At 44.5% G+C, this 19,733-nt stretch carries 13 protein-coding genes; 4 read left to right on the top strand and 9 right to left on the bottom strand.

Annotated features, from left to right (window positions below; translation table 11 throughout):
• Window positions 1–4: 4 nt before the first annotated feature.
• The 9 genes from IAQ59_RS10550 to IAQ59_RS10510 form a co-directional block, all read right to left on the bottom strand.
• Window positions 5–1,801 (bottom strand): arylsulfatase, encoded by a 1,797-nt coding sequence (locus IAQ59_RS10550; RefSeq protein ID WP_209330767.1) that lies wholly within the window; start codon window positions 1,799–1,801, stop codon window positions 5–7.
• A 320-nt stretch (window positions 1,802–2,121) separates the two neighbouring features.
• The gene (locus tag IAQ59_RS10545; protein WP_209330766.1) at window positions 2,122–2,418 is read right to left on the bottom strand and encodes a hypothetical protein; all 297 of its coding nucleotides are present in this window, start codon (window positions 2,416–2,418) and stop codon (window positions 2,122–2,124) included.
• A gap of 307 nt (window positions 2,419–2,725) precedes the next feature.
• On the bottom strand, window positions 2,726–4,384 hold the full coding sequence (locus IAQ59_RS10540) for a sulfatase family protein (protein ID WP_209330765.1): 1,659 nt from the start codon (window positions 4,382–4,384) through the stop codon (window positions 2,726–2,728).
• A 24-nt stretch (window positions 4,385–4,408) separates the two neighbouring features.
• On the bottom strand, window positions 4,409–5,950 hold the full coding sequence (locus IAQ59_RS10535; RefSeq protein WP_209330764.1) for a sulfatase family protein: 1,542 nt from the start codon (window positions 5,948–5,950) through the stop codon (window positions 4,409–4,411).
• A 145-nt stretch (window positions 5,951–6,095) separates the two neighbouring features.
• Complete coding sequence (locus tag IAQ59_RS10530) at window positions 6,096–7,436, bottom strand: sulfatase family protein (protein ID WP_209330763.1); 1,341 nt, start codon at window positions 7,434–7,436, stop codon at window positions 6,096–6,098.
• An 11-nt stretch (window positions 7,437–7,447) separates the two neighbouring features.
• Window positions 7,448–8,956, bottom strand: a complete 1,509-nt coding sequence (locus IAQ59_RS10525; protein WP_209330762.1) for a RagB/SusD family nutrient uptake outer membrane protein — start codon at window positions 8,954–8,956, stop codon at window positions 7,448–7,450.
• A gap of 19 nt (window positions 8,957–8,975) precedes the next feature.
• Entirely contained in the window at window positions 8,976–12,344 is a 3,369-nt protein-coding gene (locus IAQ59_RS10520) for a SusC/RagA family TonB-linked outer membrane protein (protein WP_209330761.1), read from the bottom strand.
• A 145-nt stretch (window positions 12,345–12,489) separates the two neighbouring features.
• On the bottom strand, window positions 12,490–13,554 hold the full coding sequence (locus IAQ59_RS10515) for a FecR family protein (protein ID WP_245189540.1): 1,065 nt from the start codon (window positions 13,552–13,554) through the stop codon (window positions 12,490–12,492).
• Between the two features lie 10 nt (window positions 13,555–13,564).
• Window positions 13,565–14,209 (bottom strand): RNA polymerase sigma factor, encoded by a 645-nt coding sequence (locus IAQ59_RS10510; protein ID WP_209330760.1) that lies wholly within the window; start codon window positions 14,207–14,209, stop codon window positions 13,565–13,567.
• A gap of 1,073 nt (window positions 14,210–15,282) precedes the next feature.
• On the opposite strand from IAQ59_RS10510, the gene hisG reads away from it, so the two are divergent.
• The 4 genes from hisG (at window position 15,283) to hisB (ending at window position 19,711) form a co-directional block, all read left to right on the top strand.
• Complete coding sequence (gene hisG / locus IAQ59_RS10505; RefSeq protein WP_209330759.1) at window positions 15,283–16,143, top strand: ATP phosphoribosyltransferase; 861 nt, start codon at window positions 15,283–15,285, stop codon at window positions 16,141–16,143.
• A 108-nt stretch (window positions 16,144–16,251) separates the two neighbouring features.
• A complete protein-coding gene (gene hisD / locus IAQ59_RS10500; RefSeq protein ID WP_209330758.1) occupies window positions 16,252–17,544 on the top strand; it encodes a histidinol dehydrogenase in 1,293 nt (430 codons plus the stop codon).
• A 1-nt stretch (window position 17,545) separates the two neighbouring features.
• Window positions 17,546–18,598, top strand: a complete 1,053-nt coding sequence (gene hisC / locus IAQ59_RS10495) for a histidinol-phosphate transaminase (protein ID WP_209330757.1) — start codon at window positions 17,546–17,548, stop codon at window positions 18,596–18,598.
• Window positions 18,599–18,610: 12 nt separating this feature from the next.
• Window positions 18,611–19,711 carry a bifunctional histidinol-phosphatase/imidazoleglycerol-phosphate dehydratase HisB gene (gene hisB / locus IAQ59_RS10490; RefSeq protein ID WP_209330756.1) on the top strand — a complete coding sequence of 367 codons (1,101 nt, stop codon included), beginning with the start codon at window positions 18,611–18,613 and terminating at the stop codon, window positions 19,709–19,711.
• Window positions 19,712–19,733: the final 22 nt, after the last annotated feature.

Below are 19,733 nucleotides of genomic sequence, written 5' to 3'. Positions count from 1 at the left end.
AAAATTATCGAGGCAATTTCTCGATATACACATAGTACGCAGGGTAAACTCTTTTTGCAGCGTCAATGAGTTGTGCTTCGATATCGTACTTGCCTGCGGAAACATGCCCCGTAAAAGTGACTTCTTCCTGATCCGCTTCAATATTTTTGGTTCCTTCCAAATTAGCTACATAAATATATGCTTGTTCAAAATCTGCTTTATCACTGCCTATCTTTGCCCTTTCAAGTTCCACCGGCTTGTCCTGTGTGGGAAAGGTCGCGTTGATTGCCAAGCCACTCTCCCTGGGAAATCTGCGTATCGAAATCGCATACTCGCCATCTTCCACAAATTCGATCTTCCATCGCCCGGTAGCCTGTGCCGCCGAAGTCGCTCCATTCTGATGCCATGATGAACCATGCTTTCCCGTCAACATATCGTGGGCGTTGATACGGCTGGGACTCTCTTTTCCAGCACCTACTTTTATATAAGCATAGCGTTCATTCGGCCCCTCATCCATGATAGACTGCCACCATTTTTCGTACCCTAACAATAGTTTTTCCACCACCAACGGATGCTGGTCAATAACATTGTTGGACTGGATTTTATCATTCGTCATGTCATAGAGTTCTTTGCCATTTACCAATCTCCAGCGATCATCCATCACGGAGTAATCTTTGTACTTGACTAGATTTTGCAGCCGCTGGGTATCCACGTACATGACCCTGTTGGGCCAAGACTTGGCGGTTTCCGTCAGTAAAGGTTTAAGGCTGATGCCATCAAGCGGCTTCACCGGATTGAAATCCAGCCCAAGAAGATCCACAAAGGTGGGAAGCAAATCGTAGTGTGCCACCAAGTTGTCAATGTCTTTACCGCCTGTCAGCTGTCCGTCTGGCCAACGGATAAACAGGGGTACCCGGTGGCCACCTTCGTATACCGATGCCTTGGCACCCCTCATACCAGCATCGAATATTCTGTTTCCACCCGCAGTACCATTGTCCGTAGTAAAAATCAGGATGGTATTGTCTGTCAGCTCCAACTCCTGCAGCTTTTGCTCCAGCCGCTTAAAGTTGTCATCAATGTTGGTAATCATCCCATAGAATCTTTTGAATCGCTCAGGAAGCTCTTCTTCGCAGTAATCTTTGTATAGATCAATATATTCCTTAGGTACGTTTAGCGGTCCATGGGGTGCATTGGTGGAAATGTAGGCGAAAAACGGTGTATCCTTATTTTCTTCTATAAACGCCATCGCTTCCGAAAAGAACACATCCGTACAATAGCCTTCGTACTTTTCAAGCTCGCCATTGTGCCAGTAGGTATCATCGAAGTAGTCATTGTCCCAATAGTCCGGACCTTGGCCAATACCTCCTCCCCCATGCCGAACGACTTCGTGAAATCCCCTGTCTTCCGGGCGAAGCGGTAAGTTGTCTCCCAAATGCCATTTGCCAAACATCCCGTTGGTGTAGCCATTTTGGCCAAAAATCTGCGGCAATATAACTTCATCTTCGAAAAGCAGCGATCGCCCGGTAATGGTATGGAACACATTCAGCCGATTGGTATGCCTGCCAGTCATCAGTGCGCCCCTTGTCGGGGCACAGGTCGTAGAAACATGATAGTTAGTGAACCTTACCGCATCACCATAAAATGCATCCAGATTTGGCGTTTTTATGATGGGATTTCCCATCGCGCCTAAGTCTCCCATGCCTTGGTCGTCTGTGATTATCAGGATGACGTTTGGTTTTTTGATAGGCTTTTGCTGGGCAAAAAGATGGATTGACATCAAAAGCATTCCGCTCAACAGAGCTATCAATGGATAAAGTTTCATAAGTTGTTTTTGAATTAGGTAAGTTATAAAAAACGCTTTGTAGGAATATGGGGCAGCGCCAGCCTGCTGACGATTACATGTTCAACATGGATTCTCTGTTCGCTGGAAATTTTCGGTTTAGTGCTACTTTGAACACGCTTTTATGCTTTTTTTTGAGAAATAGATGTGCCTAAAAGCAATATAGAGATATTTTGACCAACTACAAACTGCCCAATAGATCCCTAAAATTAGCAGGTTCTGTCGCCTGCTGTACTGCATGCAGAATAATAGAACCGCAAGAATGGTATTATCTTTGAAAATTAAGGAGTTACCCATATTCATTAATCAATGTAATTGGCTTTCTGTAGTCCAGACAAAGCAGGTGTGTATTGATCATTGCCCCGAAAAGCACACTCAGATTCAGTGTCGGTCTGCCGGTCTGCCGATCGCTTTGGGGGATTGTGTCTGTAGAAGAGCCCCACCAGATCGCCCCAGGGAATCTGGGAGCTCAGCACAACCCAGCGGTTGGAAGGGTCAAGCTGGTGGTTGTAAAACGGAGTCTCAAAACCTGTAAAGGAAAGCTGGCTGGGACTGGTGTATTCGCTCCCCGGTGCACGCCTTTTGGTGTTCCTTCTCATAATACTGCACTTACTGGCCTTCAAAATGAAAAAAAATCCGATCATTTCTGACTTTTGAGGTGATTTATTGCTTTCTAAGCAGGCCCTATGTAGCAGTATGTAACACGTTAAAAAAAATGAACTTAAGCCTTGGACAGTAAAAGGTTGGGGGATACCTCTCGGTCAGAGTAGCTTATTTTTTTCAAGCATAGAGGAAGTGCCTGACGTGTACAAAAGGCCATGTGACGAAAAAAGGCCCGTGGTATGCATGAATGAATCCCTGAAGCAGCTCATTTCTGATCCCACGGGTCTTCTCGAACACCGATAATTATTTGCTAGGATATCGAATCACCTCGACATCATTTTCCTGAATAGTCCCGGGAGTACTTCTACCGTCCACTATAAGATTTTCCAACAGCATCACCATCTTTTCTACCCGATCGGGTTCTTGGCTAGCCAGATTCTGCGTTTCACCAGGGTCCATGCCTAAGTTATAGAGTTGTACTGGAAAGTCGCCTTCCCCGGGTGTCCAACCTCCTGACCCAGGACCAGCTATGTATTTCCAATCTCCATTGCGCAAGCTGGGTAGACCATTTATAGAAGTGCTAACCGCTGTTTCACGTACCGGCTGATCTCCTCCCATGAGCAACGGAAGTAGACTGAAACTATCTTCACCCGCATTGTTAGGAATCTCAACTCCTATGATCTCAGCTATGGTTGCCATAAGATCGGCCTGATGAGCTAATTGGGAGGTGGTACTTCCAGGTTTCACTTTTCCAGGCCATTTGACTATAAACGGTATTCTGTGGCCACCTTCCCAAACGTCAGATTTGTATCCCCGAAAAGGCCCACTTGGGTAATGGCCTTTCTCTTCCATGGACGCAACAGGAGGGGCATTTCTATCCCAGTCCCAAACTCTCATATTCAGGTCATAAGCTTCTTCGGCAGTAGTTTTACCCACATAGGGTGCACACCCATTATCACTAGTAAAGATTACCAACGTGTTCTCCATTACCCCGCTTCTTTCTATTGCCTCGAGCACCCTTCCGACGACCGCATCAGTCTCCATGACCAAATCTGCGTAGAGTGATAATTTGCTTTCACCAAACCACTCGTCATTTACGGAAAGAGGTGTATGTGGCGAGGTCAGGGATAGGTAGAGAAAAAAAGGCCGAGAAGCCGCCGCCTCCCGTTCAATATATGCAGTCGAACGGACAGCTAAGGTAGGTAAAATATCTTCCAATGCCCAAAGCTCCCTCGCCGGACCTTGGAGGCTAGCCTGATTCCGCCCAAATAAACGGGGTGCTCCGAATTCCGTAGGAATGCCCACCGTCCTGTCGTTTTCTATAAAACAAAAAGGGGGATGGTTAGGCACATCGGTACCAAAGTATTCATCAAAACCAACGGATGTCGGACCGCCCGGAATCGGGAGAGAAAATACCTCTCTCCATACTTTTTTGTGTTTTGGAGAGGCGACAACATCTTTTCTTTCTGATCGGAATAAATTCATTTGACCGTCAGCAATAGGCCAATCCCACCCCAAATGCCATTTACCAATGCAACTGGTCTGGTACCCCTGCTGTTTTACCAGTCCGGCTATGGTTAGCCTTTCTTGGGTGATTAGCGGTTTTCCATATAATCCAACAATTCCCTTTTGGAGCCTACTGCGCCAGTGATAACGACCGGTTAACAGGGTATACCGCGAAGGAGAACAAACTCCCGATGAGGAATGCGCATCAGTAAACGACATTCCTTCTGCTGCCAGCCGATCAATATGAGGGGTTAAAATTTTACCTCTCTCCGGATTATAGGATTGAACGTCGCCATATCCCAGGTCATCGGCATAAATAATCACAATATTTGGACGTTCCACTTTCTTACTTTCCTGTGTACAGGAGAGTAAAATCGATGAAAATAAAATAACTATCACATTCACATGCATTTTAGCATTTTTAACCACTACCACCATCCTACTGATTTTTTTCATCCTATTTTTCAACATACTAGCTGATCACTCGTACATCCAGTAAAGTTGTTTCCAAGTTTCCGGTCCATCATTTTTCTGCGGTATTCCAGGCGTACTTCGTCCATTTTTTATGTATTCTGTCAAGAGCGATTTCAATTCATGAACTTTGTCAGGATGGCTTTCTATTATATTTTGCGTTTCTGCCGGATCCTTATCAAGATTGAAAAGCTGCATTGGAGGTAATCCCTTTAACTCTTCCGGGGTCCTGGGAAAACTCCATCCTCCAGAACCAGGGCACAAAATAAGTTTCCATTCCTCTTTCCGGATGGCAAAACTTCCGTCTATGGAATGATGAACTGTTGCCTCCCTCAAAAATGTGGTTTCATTTCCGTTCAACAACAGAGGTAAGAAGCTAAAACTATCTTCCCCCGCCTGTGCTGGCAATTCAAAACTTACCAAATCTGCCAGGGTGGCCATTAAGTCTGTGGTGCATATTGTTGAAGAGACAGTTCTGGCTTGCTGTATTTTTTCCGGCCAATGAACGATAAAAGGCACCCTATGCCCACCTTCATAAATATCAGCCTTATGGCCTCTATAAATAAAACTGGGATTATGATTTACTTTTTCAAGTTCCGGAAAACTTGCCTTTGGAGAGCAGCCATTGTCACTGACAAAAATTAGAATCGTATTTTCAAGTTGACCCTTGTCTTCCAATGCTTGGATGATTTGCCCAACCACATCATCTACCTGTAGCATAAAATCCCCATACATATTGGTATTGCTTTTTCCCATAAACTCAGTAGTTGGCAAAATCGGGGTATGGGGTGCTGGCAAGGCAAAATACATAAAAAACGGTTTCCCGGTATCGGATTGCCGATGGATGTATTCCACCGCTTTATCGGTAAGGTGTGGCAATACCTGAACATGGTCAAAATCACTTCCGGTGGGACCCTGCCTCCAAAATCCTTTATCGTCAACATTAACAGTAACCCGGTCCGGTGAAGCCGTGACCTTATTATCTTCCACATATACATATGGGGGCATATCCAATGAACCGCTGAATCCATAGGAATAAGAAAACCCGAGATCTTTGGGGCCATTTGTAATGGGCTTGGAATAATCAATATCGAAATTATTGCCGAGGTTATCGATATCCGAGGTATTTTCCTTAAACGCCCAATCCCAGCCTAGATGCCATTTTCCAACAAAAGCAGTATGATACCCTTTTTCCTGGAGAAGGTCACCTACAGTCAACCTACCACTGCCTATCAACGGTTTGGAATAACCTCCCAATACACCGCTTTTTAAGGTAGACCGCCAATTATACCTCCCGGTGATGATGCCGTATCGGGTTGGGGTACAAACCGCCGAACTGGTATGCGCATCGGTAAATTTCAACCCATGATTAATCAATCGATCTAAATTTTTGGTATTGATTTTGGAATCGGGATTATACCCGGTTATGTCTCCAATCCCCAAATCATCCGCCAAGATGTATACAATATTCGGATTATTTGGTAAATTGGACGACTGCCCCGTTAAATGTAAAGGGATGCCAACGAGGACAATTAAAAATAATGCTCGCATTGTAATTACTTTAAGCATAGTTAATTTCTATTTTCTAATAATTGAATTTTTCTTCTTGACGGTATAGAAGGAAGAAGAAATAATGGGTGAATTGGAATTTTGTGACTTTAAGCGTTTTTAAAATTTCCCTCAGAATAAATTTAGATCAGGAGGAGATTATTTCCTCGGTCAAACCAGACTCCCAATCTTCATAGGCTCTTTTTAATTCTTGGAAAATATCTGGATATGCGCCCTTAATGTCAGTGGATTCTTGAATATCAGTGGAAAGATCATATAAATTGGATGTATCACCGATTTTCAACAATTTCCAATCGCCTTTCCGGACAGCAATTTGATTTCCAAATCTCCAGAATACGATTCTTTCCTCTTCCAAATTTGAAGGACCATTCCCATCAACTATTCCTGCCAGGTTCTTTCCCGACAAACCCGCAGGAATCTCTAAACCCAACAAGCCGGCAATGGTGGGGAACAAATCCATGGATAATACCAATTCCTCAGAAACCTTTTGAGGAATTTTGTCCTTCCTGTAGAAAATTGCCGGTACCCTATGTCCTCCCTCGTAAAGTTGTCCTTTGAATCCACTGAACGGTGTATTTGATCCAACGTTTTTGGCACCTCCATTGTCTGAACAGAAAATAACAAGAGTGTTTTCTGAAAGCTGGTTTTTTTCTAGGTAGTCCATTACCCTACCAACATTACCATCCAGAGATTCTATCATCTCCTTGTAGGCAGCTTCCTTATCTTCACGACTTCCCTGTATCGGAAAATCACCGCCGACTGTTCTATCCGCATTATCATTGGGTCCCTGATAAGGGGAATGGGGGGCGCCATGGGCCAAATACAGAAAAAATGGTTTGTCGATATTTCTTTCTTCCAAGTACTCAAGTGCCTTATCCGTGATCAAATCAGTCAAATAGCCGGCTTCTTTTTCAAGATATTGATTATTCCACCAGTCCTCATATCCTTCCTGATCGATATGGCTGAAATAATCGACATTTCCGCTTACAAATCCCACAAAATGGTCAAATCCTTGGACATTAGGGCCAAATTCCGGTTTATACCCCAAATGCCATTTCCCAAATATGGCGGTAGCATAACCTGACTCCTTTAAAAATTCCGCAAGTGTGAATTTATCTAAGGACATCCCCTTTTCTCTATGGCTTTTTGCAGTAATCACGCCTTCCACTCCTGCTTCCTGAGGATAAAGCCCTGTTAGCAGAGAGGCACGGGTTGGACTACAAACCGCACCGTTGGAATGGTAATCGGTAAACCTGAAACCTGAAGCTGCAAGCCGATCAATCGTTGGCGTTTTTATCGAAATATTACCATAACAGCCCAAGTCATTGAATCCCAGATCATCGGCCATTATAAGTACCACATTGGGTGCTGTGCGTTTCGAATTTGATTTTCCCTCTTCGTTGGGTTGGGAATTACATCCCCAACCCATCAAAATAAATAACCCTATCGCATAAAGGAATTCTTTCATACAACAGCTTCTCAATATCCCGGGTTTTGCTCACCTAACTGCACATTATTTACAAATTCAATAGCCGGTAGTGGATACAAATGATAATCTTTTCCTGTAATCGGATGAGAAATTAGCCTTTGCCTTGGGAAATTCAAATTAGTATAATCCATTTGAACTTGAATAACATCGGCTAATACCCCCCATCTGTTCAAATCAAAATACCGCTTCGCTTCGAAGGCAAGCTCAATCCTCCTTTCCCTCCTCACCGCTTCCCTGAACTCATCTTGATTAGAAAGCTCTCCAGAAGTCAAAGGCATCAAACCAGCATTTTCCCTTACTTCATTTAACATGTCGAATGCTTCTCCATCTGCCTGAAATCCAAGTTCATTTAATGCTTCGGCAAAACTCAATAGTATCTCTGCATACCTAATTAATGGGAAGTTCCATGTGCTCAATCCTCTCGGGTCACTGGTATTGAAATATTTATTGACATAATAAAGGCTCCCATCAGGTTTGGAAGGATCAATAAAATTTGAAAGTCCATAAGTATCCACTATGATATTCTTTCGGAGATCCCCATCCTCAAAAGCCTGAATCAAACCATTTCCAGAGGACAACCCTCCACCTTCACCTTCCAGTCCATCATCGGTAGGTAAAATGAAGGCGGACCCGTTTTCAAAATCAGCAGGAGCAAAGGCAATACTTTTATTAGTTGTAGTTTCGCCTATTACACCACCATATTGTACCTCAAAAAAGGATGCAGAACTATTTTCCTGTGAGCCATTAAAATTATTACTGTAATTGGACAACAATGATCCTACTCCATATATTCCCTGGGAAAGATTGACAACTTCCGACCATTCTTCCAATTCCAGATGTACTAATGACAACAAGGCCCTAGCAGAATTAGAAGTAGGCCTACCCACCTCTTTTCCCACCCCTCCATCATAGGACATAGGTAACAGTTGTATAGCATCATTTATATCCGCTTTAATTTGAGCGTACACCTCAATTATGCCGCTTCTCGGCTTTTCAGCATCGTTTCTTTCCACAATTTCCTCAACAATTAATGGTAAAGATCCGAAAAACCGCACTAGGTTAAAATAATAAAAGGCACGCATAAATTTTGCCTGGCCTTCAATGGATCTTCTCATTTCTTCACTTGAAAAATCCTGTACTTGGGATAGATTGTGCAACACCCCATTGGCTCTGGTAATCCCAAAGTAATGGGAGGTCCAAACTTGCTGAACAGGCCCAGAAGTCGGATCCACCTCAAATAGGTCAGGTTGGGTTTCAAATCGCCAGGTCCATCCATCATCCCCTGCAAGTTCTGTCAACCTTAACATGTTTTGTTGGTACAGCCCAAGTAACGGATTATATATCCCATTTACAGCCGTAATAATATTACTTTCACTTGTGTACAATTCTGCCATTGGTACAATCCCTTCTGGAATAGGCTCCAAAATCGAGGTGCAATTCGAATTAAGAAATACACTTATTGCGAGGGCAAACTTTGTTATATATTTATAAGATTTCATGATCAAAGGGATTTATCTATCAGAAAATAATTTGGGCTGAAAGTGAAACTAGTCTAGTTTGTGGGTATGGGGTATAATCTATGCCCGCAGATAATAGGCTTGCCCTACTTGAAGCTTCAGGATCAAGTCCTGTATAATTGGTAAACATGATCAAATTGGTCCCGGTAAGGGACAATTTTAAGGCTTCAACAGATTTATCATTAAAAAGGTAGGAAGGAAAGTTATAGCTTAAGCTTAAATTTTTTAGTCTTATGAAATCTCCATTTTCCAAAAACCTATCAGAAACCATAGTCACCAAAGTCGTGGTGTTTCCTCCCTGTGAAGGTCTGGGAACAGCATTACTGGGGTTTTCAGGAGTCCAGAAATCATTAACCTCCGCAAGGTTTTGGACAAATGGAACTCCTCTCGCAAATAAGTTTCTTGCGGTATTATATACCTGAAAACCTCCGGAAAAGTCAAAAAACACAGACAAACTGAAGTTTTTGTAATCAAATGAATTGTCAATTCCTCCAAAAAACCTAGGGTGGGGATTGCCTACTATGGTTTTATCACCAGCGTCAAATACCCCATTGCCATTCAAGTCCTTATATTTTGGATCACCTGGTACAGCACCTGCCCAAGCTCTAGCAGCATCCTCTTCACCAAGTTGCCAAACACCATCAAATTGCCACATATAGAAAGAACCAACTGGATGGCCCGCCCGAGATAGATTAGCAGGTTGATTTGAAAGAGGGATTAACTGCCCGGGAATTTCTAATGATTCACCTATTGAGTTGCTTCCAATATCCAAAATCTCATTTCTATTAAAGGAAATATTGAAGTTAGTACTCCAACCTAACTTCCCCACGGTGTTCCGTGAGTTTATAGTAAATTCAAAGCCCTTATTTAATACGGACCCCAAATTTACCGTAGGATCCTCAGTTACACCAGCCGTCAATGCCACTGGGGTTTGAATAAGCAAGTCTTGAGAGGTCCTATTGTAATAATCTGCAGTTAAATAAATCCTTCCCTCAAATAAAGAAATATCTGTTCCGATGTCAAATTGCCTGGTGGATTCCCATTGGAGATTTGGGTCACCTATATTTTGGGGTGAATTACCCACCACTAAATTATTCCCGAAAACGTAAGGAGTCCCGGTAGCTCTGGTTAAGAACGCAAAGTTGCCAATCTCTTGGTTGCCGGTAAGGCCATAACTGGTACGTATTTTAAAATCATCAATGACTTTCGAGTTTTTAATGAATTCTTCGTCTGAAATTCTCCAAGCAATCGAACCAGAAGGGAACACACCGTACCTGCTTTCCGGCCCAAACTTAGAGGATCCATCTCTCCTAACTGTTGCCGTAAATAAATATTTATCGCTATAGGAATAATTCCCCCTTAAAAAAGTGGAAACCAGTCCGGAGCTAACGCTAGTACCACTCGCATTGAAATTGATTTGATTAGCTAATTGGTTCAAAGAGTTATTAATAGTTCCTGCACCTGTCACTGAACTGTTTTCGAAAATAAATTGCTGAGCCGAAAATCCTCCCAGCAATTTTATGTCATGTTGGTTAAATTTTTTCTCATAATTTGCCGTTAAATCAGTAACCCAATTAAGCTCTTGTCTATTTTGAACGGTAACCTGTCCCTCGGGCCTCACAAAACGTCCTATCTGATAAACTGGCAAAAAAGTGTAACCAGCTCCATTTACAATATCGCCACCTAAATTTGCAGAAACTGTCAAATCTTCAGTAGGCTTGAAGTCAAATTTCACATTACCCAATAACCTAGTAACATCCCGCTCCCTAGTAGGGAGCATTATGTCGATTAACGGATTTGCATTCGCTCCAAAATAAGGTGCTGCTACAGTATTTATGGCAGTTAAATTACCGGCCGCATCAAACGGCTCTGTGTACGAGTGCTCAAAAATAAAACTTCTATATCCGGCTGAATTCCAGTCGTCGGCAGGTACAGTGTTTTGCATCTGATAACTGCCCGTCAAGTTACTGGAAACAGAAAACTTCTCGTTGATCTTGGTGTTGAGATTCAATCTCAAAAACCAATTTTTAAGATCACTATTTACAATTGTTCCCTGCCTATCTAGATAAGATATAGAACCAGAAAACTGCGTTTTATCAGTACCTCCGCTAAATCCCAAATTGTAGTTTTGTCTTAATGCAGTTCTTGTACCAAGATCTTGCCAGTCTGTATCGACTTGCCATGCAGGATGAGATGGGTCATCGTAGGTAGCGATACTTCTATTCGAGTTCCGGAATGCCTCTATAAATAATAACCTTTGTTCCTCAGTACTCATAACATCGAACCGATTAAAAATTTCCTCAAACCCTATATCGGTACTAAACGTAAATTGGGTTTTTCCTGCTTTTCCCTTTTTGGTGGTAATTATTACAACGCCATTTGCTGCCCTAGCACCATATATAGCCGTAGCAGAAGCATCCTTCAAGATATCCATTGAAACAATATCTTTCGGATTAATAGTCGAAAAATCAGAACTGAAAAGAGGAACACCATCAACCACTATCAATGGATCATTACTACCCGTAACTGAACCAACTCCTCTTATGTTTATCGAAAACCTTCCTTCCAAATCGCCGCCTGTTTGCCTTACTTGTACACCACTTGCTCTCCCTTGGAGAGCATCTTCAAAATTGGCAACGGGTCTTGATTGAATCAAATCCTCAGATAATGAGGATACTGATCCAGTAATATCAGCCTTTCTTTGGGTTCCATAACCTACTACAACCACTTCTTCTAGCGAAGATTGATCCTCCTCCAATATTATATTAATATTGGATTGATTTCCAACGGTTATTCTCTGCGATCTATAACCAATAAACGAAACGACTAAAACCGATCCCTCGGATGCTTCAAGATTAAACACCCCATCAATATTTGTTACGGTCCCTGTATTAGTTCCTTCTACTACAATCGTAGCCCCAGGAATAGGCTCGCCTCGTTCATCCGTTACCTTCCCTGTTATGACAGCATATTCCTGCTCAACAACCTCAATTCTACGATTCTTATCACCCCCAGCCCTTACGTGGATGTTCTCATTTACCTGCACAAAATTCAGATCTGTCTGTTGAGAGACAACGGCCAGAATGTCGTATAGAGAACCTTCATTTGATTCTATCGACACTGGCTTTTTCAGATCTATCAGACCATTGGAATACGTAAACCTAAAATCCGTCTTCGCCTCAACCAGCCTGAAAAACTGACCAAGTGACTTTTCATTTAATTTTACGGAGATAGTGACTTCTTCTAGGGTCTTTCGTTGGGCATTGCCCGTATTGGCCAAAAGTACCGTGCAAAAGAACAGCTGAATAAGAAAGCCATACATCAATCGTTTAGACAGCATAAGCAATTGCCTAAGTATATTTTTTTTCATAATATTGAAATGTTTAAGGATTTGTACTTGAACCATGCCTTGTCTTCTTTCCACGGACACAAGGCGGTAGGAGGCAGTATCTTGTTCCCCCCAGAACAGATACTGCCTTTGAGTTTTAACTACTGTCTTCCCTTTTCATGACTGGTCAATTTGGGTTATATATGGTTACTTGCTTTCCGTCAATCTTATAACTAATCCCCGAGGTGTGGAAAATACCCCTTAGCACATTCTCCAAAAGCTCATCCTGGTACACACCGGTGTAGGCCCACCCCCGGGGTATCGCCCCCTTTACCTGCACCTCCACGCCATACCAATTTTCGATCTTTCGCTTAGCGGATTCCATATTATCCATCTTGAAAACCAGCTGCTTATCCTTCCAGCCAAGCACCTCCAGGGGATCAAATGCGGTTTTGTAAAAGGCACCTCCTTCTTCCATTACCAACATCTCGCTAGGCTCTAAATGAACTTGACTCCCCTGTTCGTCTTTGACTCGCACCTTACCGGTCACCAAGGCAATCGCTAGCTTGCCCCCCTCCTGCTGATTCACATTAAAACTGGTCCCCAAGACCTCCACCCGGACATTCCCACTTCGCACCACAAAGGGCCTATCGGATTCCGGATGTACATCGAAGAAGGCTTCCCCCGTCAGGGTAACCTCCCGCTTATCGGATCCAAACTCCTTTGGATACCAAATTGCGCTACCGGCATTCAAGTACACTTTGCTTCCATCTGTCAGGGTGACGATCGATTTCTTACCGGCTGGGTTTTCCTTGGTTACTATTGGAATTTCAACCAGGGGTTCAGCAGTCTCTCTCCGGGGCTGAAACATAATGTCTAAACTCAGCCATCCAAAGAATCCCAGCACCAAAACAGCCACTAGCTTTCGCAGCGTCAAAAGCCCCAATATGTGCGAAACGGCTCCCCCGCCGGATTTGACGGCTTCCAAGGAGCCCGCAGCACGCACGATATTCTCAAAGGTCTCGACATAGACCGTGTCAGTCACCGGAATAGTTTTACCGTACCGAACCGCGCGTATCAGCCGGGCAGCCTCCTGCACGATAATCCGCTTCTCCGGATGTTCTCGCAGCCATTTCTCCCAAAAATGTCGGTTGTTCTCATCGGGACATTTGACCCACTGAATGAAAAATTCATCCACCAGGAAATGTTCCAGTTCATAATCTTTGTACCGCATAGGGGTCGGAAATTCCATTGGATTGTTGCTATGATTCACGCTTCTTAATTAATAGTGCCTTGAGACTTTCCATGGCCCTGTAGATGATCTTCCGGGCTGACTTTACCTCGCTTAACTCCATCACTTCCGCTATTTCTCTGTAGCTCATGCCCTCTTCGTAGAGCAATAAAATGGCCTGTCTTTGCCTACTCGTCAGCTGACCCAATGCCTGCTTGATCTTTACCTGTTGCTCACTTTCCCGCTCTTGCTGTATAAGCTTCGTCTCGAAGGAAACTTCAATCTCAAAAAAAACCTCTCCCAGTGTATCTGAACCAACCTTGGTATCCTTTCGCTTACCGATTTCCCGTATCAGATCACGCTGTAAACATTTGTATAGGTAGGATTTGATGCTTTTTACTTCGCTCAGACTTCCACGCTTTTTTCGCAATCCGATAAAGATATTTTGAATGCAGTCCTGAACGAGGCCTTGATCCTGTGTAAATTGACCGCCAAACCGAAACAAGTTTGTTGCATGCACTCGGTAGATGTAATTGAACGCCATTTCATCGCCTTCGTCAAATGCCTTCCAAATTTCCAGATCAGGCTTCTCTTTGAAAATCTCCATGGTCACGGCATGCCGGTACGGCAGAGGGATTACCGGTAAGGTGGTTTTAATTTTTGGGTTTGTACTCATGAGCGCGGGTTATTTCGCCTTTACAATATTAAGAGGAAGTGAAGCCTTAAAATGACCCCATTATTATTTTAAAAAAAATATCACTGACAAAATTTTACAGCGAGTATAGTTTACAAAAACAAAATATAAAATAGAAACAAAGGCATTTTACTCACTTCAAAAAAACGAAAAGGAACCAAAAACCTCAATAGCAGCCAACATATTCCGCTAAATCAACATGAACTCACACCCCAAAAAAAACAAATTTATGACCGGGATGTCGTGAATTTCGGCTAAAAATAAATTCTTTGCCAGTTAATACCGGTAAGTCTGAGCTTTTGAAATTCGTTAGGTTTCGTGTGACACTAAGATCCCGGCCTACTTCAATTTTATAACCTGACCCTTTGGCCATAAAGGCAAGTTGAACTCCAAGGTATTTTCAGTACACGACGTGCAACCACAACAATTTTACAGGTCATTTGCAACGACATACCACAGAAACGCAAATCACCAACCTGGCCAATCATCTCCTTTTTACCGACCAAATCAACCCGTTCACCTGCTTGGCACCCGTGTTAGTCGATTAATTTTCAAATTCCAATCATCTAGTGGTAATTTTATTTCCGTAATCAGCAAGGTATCCTAGCGATGCCCATACCTGATGGAAGTTGGTTTGTGTGGTTGATTTGTGAGGTGGATGTGCGGTTGGCTAGTGAAGTGGGTTGTGTAGAAAGTGAAGTTGGTTAGTTGGGTTATTTTTTTAACTGGCAATTTTTTAGGAAAAGTCGCAGCTAAAGGCTTAATTCCCCCGGAAGCATATTCCGGGGGATTTTTTGTTTGTACCTAATCCACAAAATGCTGGGGATATTTGGGATGTTAGAAATCGCTCGTTAAATTTGTCGGTAAGTTATGAAGCCAATGCGCAACCATATTGCCTTTCATTCGATTTTTTCCCATCCTAACTTGCATGGGCACCACCGGCTTTGCCACCATGGCAAGTAAGCGGCCGTCCCATATCCCCATGCACTCATTTTGGATCATACGTTGAATCCACTAACCCAAACACCCTGATCATTTAATCCCTAAATACTTTCATGGAAAACATCATACGAATTGCCGTACAGAAAAGTGGTAGACTGAGCGATGATTCACTGAGCCTGATTAAGGAATGTGGCATCAAGTTCTACAACGGTACCGGCAAGCTCAAATCCACCTCCACCAATTTTCCCATCGAATTTTTGTTTCTGCGGGATGACGACATTCCGGGTTACGTCTCAGATGGCGTAGCGGACCTAGGCATAGTAGGCGAAAACGAGTTGGTGGAAAAAAACAAAGAGGTCACCGTCGTCAAGAAATTGGGCTTTTCCAAGTGCCGCCTTTCCTTGGCCATTCCAAAAGGCGAAGAATATGCGGGTATCAGCCACTTTGAAGGAAAAAGCATCGCAACCTCCTATCCCAAAATTTTGGGTGACTATTTGGAAACACACGGCATACAGGCGGAAATCCATGAAATCAGCGGTTCTGTAGAGATTGCCCCCAGCATTGGCCTGGCGGAAGGGATCTGTGACATCGTCAGTTCCGGATCTACCCTGATGATGAACGGACTGAAGGAAGTAGAAGAGATATTCCGATCGGAGGCGGTGCTTATAGCGGATCCAAAAATAACTCCAGCCAAACAAGACATCGTAGATAAGCTGCTATTCCGCATGAACGCGGTTCAAAAAGGCAAGAGCAACAAATACGTATTGCTAAATGCCCCGAATGCTTCCTTGGAACGGATCATCTCCCTGATTCCGGGCATGCGAAGCCCAACGATCCTGCCTTTGGCCCAAGAAGGATGGTCCTCGGTACATTCGGTCATAGCCGAAGACCAATTTTGGGAAAACATCGAAGAGCTGCGGGCCGCAGGTGCAGAAGGCATCCTGGTGGTTCCCATAGAAAAGATGGTCCTCTAGCAAACCGGAAATGACAGAAACCACTCGCTTATTCGAGGATTCGTCTTCCTCCCGACGTTTTGCCAATGACCTGGCCGGTATCAACGCTGAAAAGACACTACTATCCCTATGAAAGTCCTTGTAAATCCCCCCAAAAATAGCTGGAAAAAAGAACTGGCGAGGCCAGCCATCAAGCTAAAGGATATCGAAAAAATCGTGAAGCCTATCATGCAAAAGGTGAAACGACAGGGAGATAAAGCCCTGCGTAAATTTGCTCTGGAATACGATCATGTGGAAATTGACCGGCTTTTGGTCACGAAAGAAGAAATCGAAGAAGCGAAAGAGCTGGTGCCCATGGATTTGAAAAAATCCATCCAACAGGCCTTGGAAAACATCACCAAATTTCACGAGGCTCAAAAAACGCCCGATTTGGAAATGGAAGTCATGGAAGGGGTTACCTGCATGCGACGGAGTGTAGCTGTGCAAAAAGTAGGGCTATATATTCCTGGTGGTACCGCACCGCTTTTTTCCACGGTATTGATGTTGGGTGTACCGGCTAAGCTGGCCGGCTGCGAAGAAGTGGTGCTTTGCTCCCCCCCCAACGCCGAAGGTAAAATTCACCCCGCTATCCTGTACACAGCAGACTTGGTAGGCATACCGACCGTCGTAAAAGCAGGCGGCGCGCAAGCCATAGCCGCATTCACCTACGGTACCCAATCGGTACCCAAGGTAGACAAGATCTTTGGTCCCGGAAACCAATACGTCACTGCTGCCAAACAACTGGCCATCAAAAAAGGAGTTGCCATAGACATGCCTGCCGGTCCTTCAGAGGTGCTTGTTTATGCCGATGAAACCGCCATTCCAGCCTTTGTTGCCGCAGATTTACTGTCCCAAGCGGAACACGGGATCGACAGCCAAGTCGTGCTGGTCTGCTCATCGGAAAAAATCGCCAAAAAAACCCTTAAAGAGGTGGACGCCCAGCTAACCAAACTGCCCCGTCAAAAAATCGCCCAAAAGGCCCTGGACAATAGCGTGGCCTTCGTGATGTCAAACCAGGACAAAGCCATCGCGCTGATCAACGAATACGCCCCCGAACACCTCATTCTATCGGTCGCCGACGAAGACGAGGTTGCCGCTCGAATTGTCAATGCCGGATCGGTGTTTTTGGGGAATTATACCCCGGAATCAGCGGGAGACTATGCCTCAGGTACCAATCATACCCTGCCCACCAATGGCTACGCGAGAAACCACAGCGGCGTATCCCTGGACAGTTTTGTGAAGAAAATCACCTACCAGAAGATTACGGAAAAAGGACTGCTTAACCTCGGGCCTACCGTAGAGGTAATGGCTGGAAGCGAATCGCTGGAGGCACACAAAAACGCAGTCACCATTCGCATCAACCACATCAACGGCAAGGATTAACATGGAATTTGACCTGAACCGCCTACTTAGGCCCCATATAGCCACCCTTAAGCCCTACTCTTCGGCCAGAGACGAGTATAGTGGCAAGGAAGGCATCTTTCTGGACGCAAACGAAAACCCCTTCGGTTCCATCACCGAAGATACCTTCAACCGCTACCCGGACCCCTATCAGAAAGACCTCAAAGCCCGTATCGGAGAGATCAAAGGCGTTGATTCAAGCCGCATTTTTCTGGGAAATGGCAGTGACGAGGCCATTGACCTGTTGTTTCGGGCATTTTGCAGGCCGGGCGTGGATAATGTTATCCTGCTCCCGCCCACTTATGGAATGTATGAGGTAAGTGCCGGCATCAACGATGTCGCTACCATCAAGGTCCCACTGACTGCCAATTTCCAGTTGGATATCCCGGCCATTCAGGCTGCCTTCACTCCACATTCCAAAATACTGTTTATCTGCTCGCCAAACAACCCATCAGGAAACAAGCTAAACCGCGAAGATATCCGGACCCTGATCAGCAGCTTTGAAGGTTTGGTAGTAGTGGACGAGGCTTATATCGACTTTAGCGACGAACCGAGTTTTATCAGTGAACTGGATCGATATCCCAACCTCCTGGTTATGCAGACCTTCTCCAAAGCTTGGGGGTTGGCCTCCTTACGGTTGGGAATGGCTTACGCATCGGTAGAGATTGTCGCCATTCTGAACAAAATCAAGCCACCCTACAATGTCAGCGGACTCACGCAGTCAAAAGTCTTGGAAGCATTGCAGGACCTTAGCAGCATGCACCAAATGACTGCCAATATACTGAGTGCCAGGGAACACCTGCGGGAAGGTCTTCTCAAACTGCCGTCAGTTCATAAAATCCACCCTTCCCATGCCAACTTTCTGTTAGTAAATATCGATAGGCCCAAAGAGACCTACGACGAATTGGTACGGCATAAGATCATCGTGCGTGATCGCTCTAAGGTCACCCTCTGCGAAGGATGCTTGCGTATCACGGTGGGTACTCCTGCCGAAAATCACCAACTGCTGGAAGTCTTATCTCAGATTACTCCCTAAACCTACCTCCGAATGCAAAAAAGAATATTGTTTATAGACCGGGACGGAACCATCATAAAGGAACCACCCACCGACTTTCAGGTGGATAGCTTGGAGAAACTGGAGTTTATACCCAAAGCGATTTCCAACCTGCGAAAAATTGCAGAGGATACCGACTTTGAGTTGGTCATGGTGACCAACCAAGACGGACTAGGTACCGATTCCTTTCCGGAATCGGATTTTTGGCCCGCACAGTTCAAGATGCTCAAAACCTTGGAGCAGGAAAACGTGTTCTTTCGAGCCATCCACATAGACAAAAGCTTCGAGCACGAAAACGCCCCTACCCGAAAGCCAAGGACAGGCATGCTTACGCAATACCTCAATGGAGATTACAACCTCGCCGAGTCCTTTGTGATTGGAGACCGGGAGACCGATGTGCAACTTGCCAAAAATCTGGGAACCAAGGCGATTTTCATTGGAAAAGATCCTATGGAGGGAGCCGCGCTATCCACTACTGATTGGGATGAAATCTACCGGTTCCTGCGCATGCCCCCCCGGGTGGCTACCGTGACGCGAAATACGTCCGAAACCCAAATCCACATCGAACTCAACCTCGATGGAACCGGAAGAAGTGAAATAAACACGGGCTTGGCATTCTTTGACCATATGTTGGACCAATTAGCCAGACACGGCTCTTCCGATCTGAAAATCAAGGTAAATGGAGACCTCCATATCGATGAACACCATACAATAGAGGATACCGCATTGGCTTTGGGAGAAGCCTACCTAAAAGCATTGGGGGATAAAAAGGGCATCACACGCTATGGGTTTTTACTGCCCATGGATGACAGCCTTGCCCAAGTGGCCATTGACTTTGGAGGACGTCCCTGGATTGTTTGGGATGCGGAGTTTAAAAGAGAAAAAATCGGAGATCTGCCTACTGAGATGTTTTTCCACTTCTTCAAGTCCTTCAGCGACACAGCAAAATGCAACCTGAATATCAAGGTTGAAGGCGACAATGAACACCACAAAATCGAGGCAATCTTCAAGGGATTGGCAAAATCCATTCAAATGGCGGTGGCCAGGGATATCCGTAGACTCAACCAACTACCCAGTACCAAAGGAGTGCTTTAGGCATACCGGCTCCAAATCGTCA

Origin of the sequence: Lunatimonas salinarum (assembly GCF_017811155.1) — a bacterium.
GTDB lineage: Bacteria > Bacteroidota > Bacteroidia > Cytophagales > Cyclobacteriaceae > Lunatimonas > Lunatimonas salinarum.
The sequence above is the reverse complement of the archived record's forward strand: the minus strand, read 5'-3'. Positions and strand labels throughout refer to the sequence as shown.

What these genes read in the sequence shown, in the direction of transcription:
- IAQ59_RS10550 (WP_209330767.1), bottom strand. Translation starts at nt 1,801, where the DNA reads ATGAAACTTTATCCATTGATAGCTCTGTTGAGCGGAATGCTTTTGATG.
- IAQ59_RS10545 (WP_209330766.1), bottom strand. Translation starts at nt 2,418, where the DNA reads ATGAGAAGGAACACCAAAAGGCGTGCACCGGGGAGCGAATACACCAGT.
- IAQ59_RS10540 (WP_209330765.1), bottom strand. Translation starts at nt 4,384, where the DNA reads ATGAAAAAAATCAGTAGGATGGTGGTAGTGGTTAAAAATGCTAAAATG.
- IAQ59_RS10535 (WP_209330764.1), bottom strand. Translation starts at nt 5,950, where the DNA reads ATGCGAGCATTATTTTTAATTGTCCTCGTTGGCATCCCTTTACATTTA.
- IAQ59_RS10530 (WP_209330763.1), bottom strand. Translation starts at nt 7,436, where the DNA reads ATGAAAGAATTCCTTTATGCGATAGGGTTATTTATTTTGATGGGTTGG.
- IAQ59_RS10525 (WP_209330762.1), bottom strand. Translation starts at nt 8,956, where the DNA reads ATGAAATCTTATAAATATATAACAAAGTTTGCCCTCGCAATAAGTGTA.
- IAQ59_RS10520 (WP_209330761.1), bottom strand. Translation starts at nt 12,344, where the DNA reads ATGAAAAAAAATATACTTAGGCAATTGCTTATGCTGTCTAAACGATTG.
- IAQ59_RS10515 (WP_245189540.1), bottom strand. Translation starts at nt 13,554, where the DNA reads ATGGAATTTCCGACCCCTATGCGGTACAAAGATTATGAACTGGAACAT.
- IAQ59_RS10510 (WP_209330760.1), bottom strand. Translation starts at nt 14,209, where the DNA reads ATGAGTACAAACCCAAAAATTAAAACCACCTTACCGGTAATCCCTCTG.
- hisG (WP_209330759.1), top strand. Translation starts at nt 15,283, where the DNA reads ATGGAAAACATCATACGAATTGCCGTACAGAAAAGTGGTAGACTGAGC.
- hisD (WP_209330758.1), top strand. Translation starts at nt 16,252, where the DNA reads ATGAAAGTCCTTGTAAATCCCCCCAAAAATAGCTGGAAAAAAGAACTG.
- hisC (WP_209330757.1), top strand. Translation starts at nt 17,546, where the DNA reads ATGGAATTTGACCTGAACCGCCTACTTAGGCCCCATATAGCCACCCTT.
- hisB (WP_209330756.1), top strand. Translation starts at nt 18,611, where the DNA reads ATGCAAAAAAGAATATTGTTTATAGACCGGGACGGAACCATCATAAAG.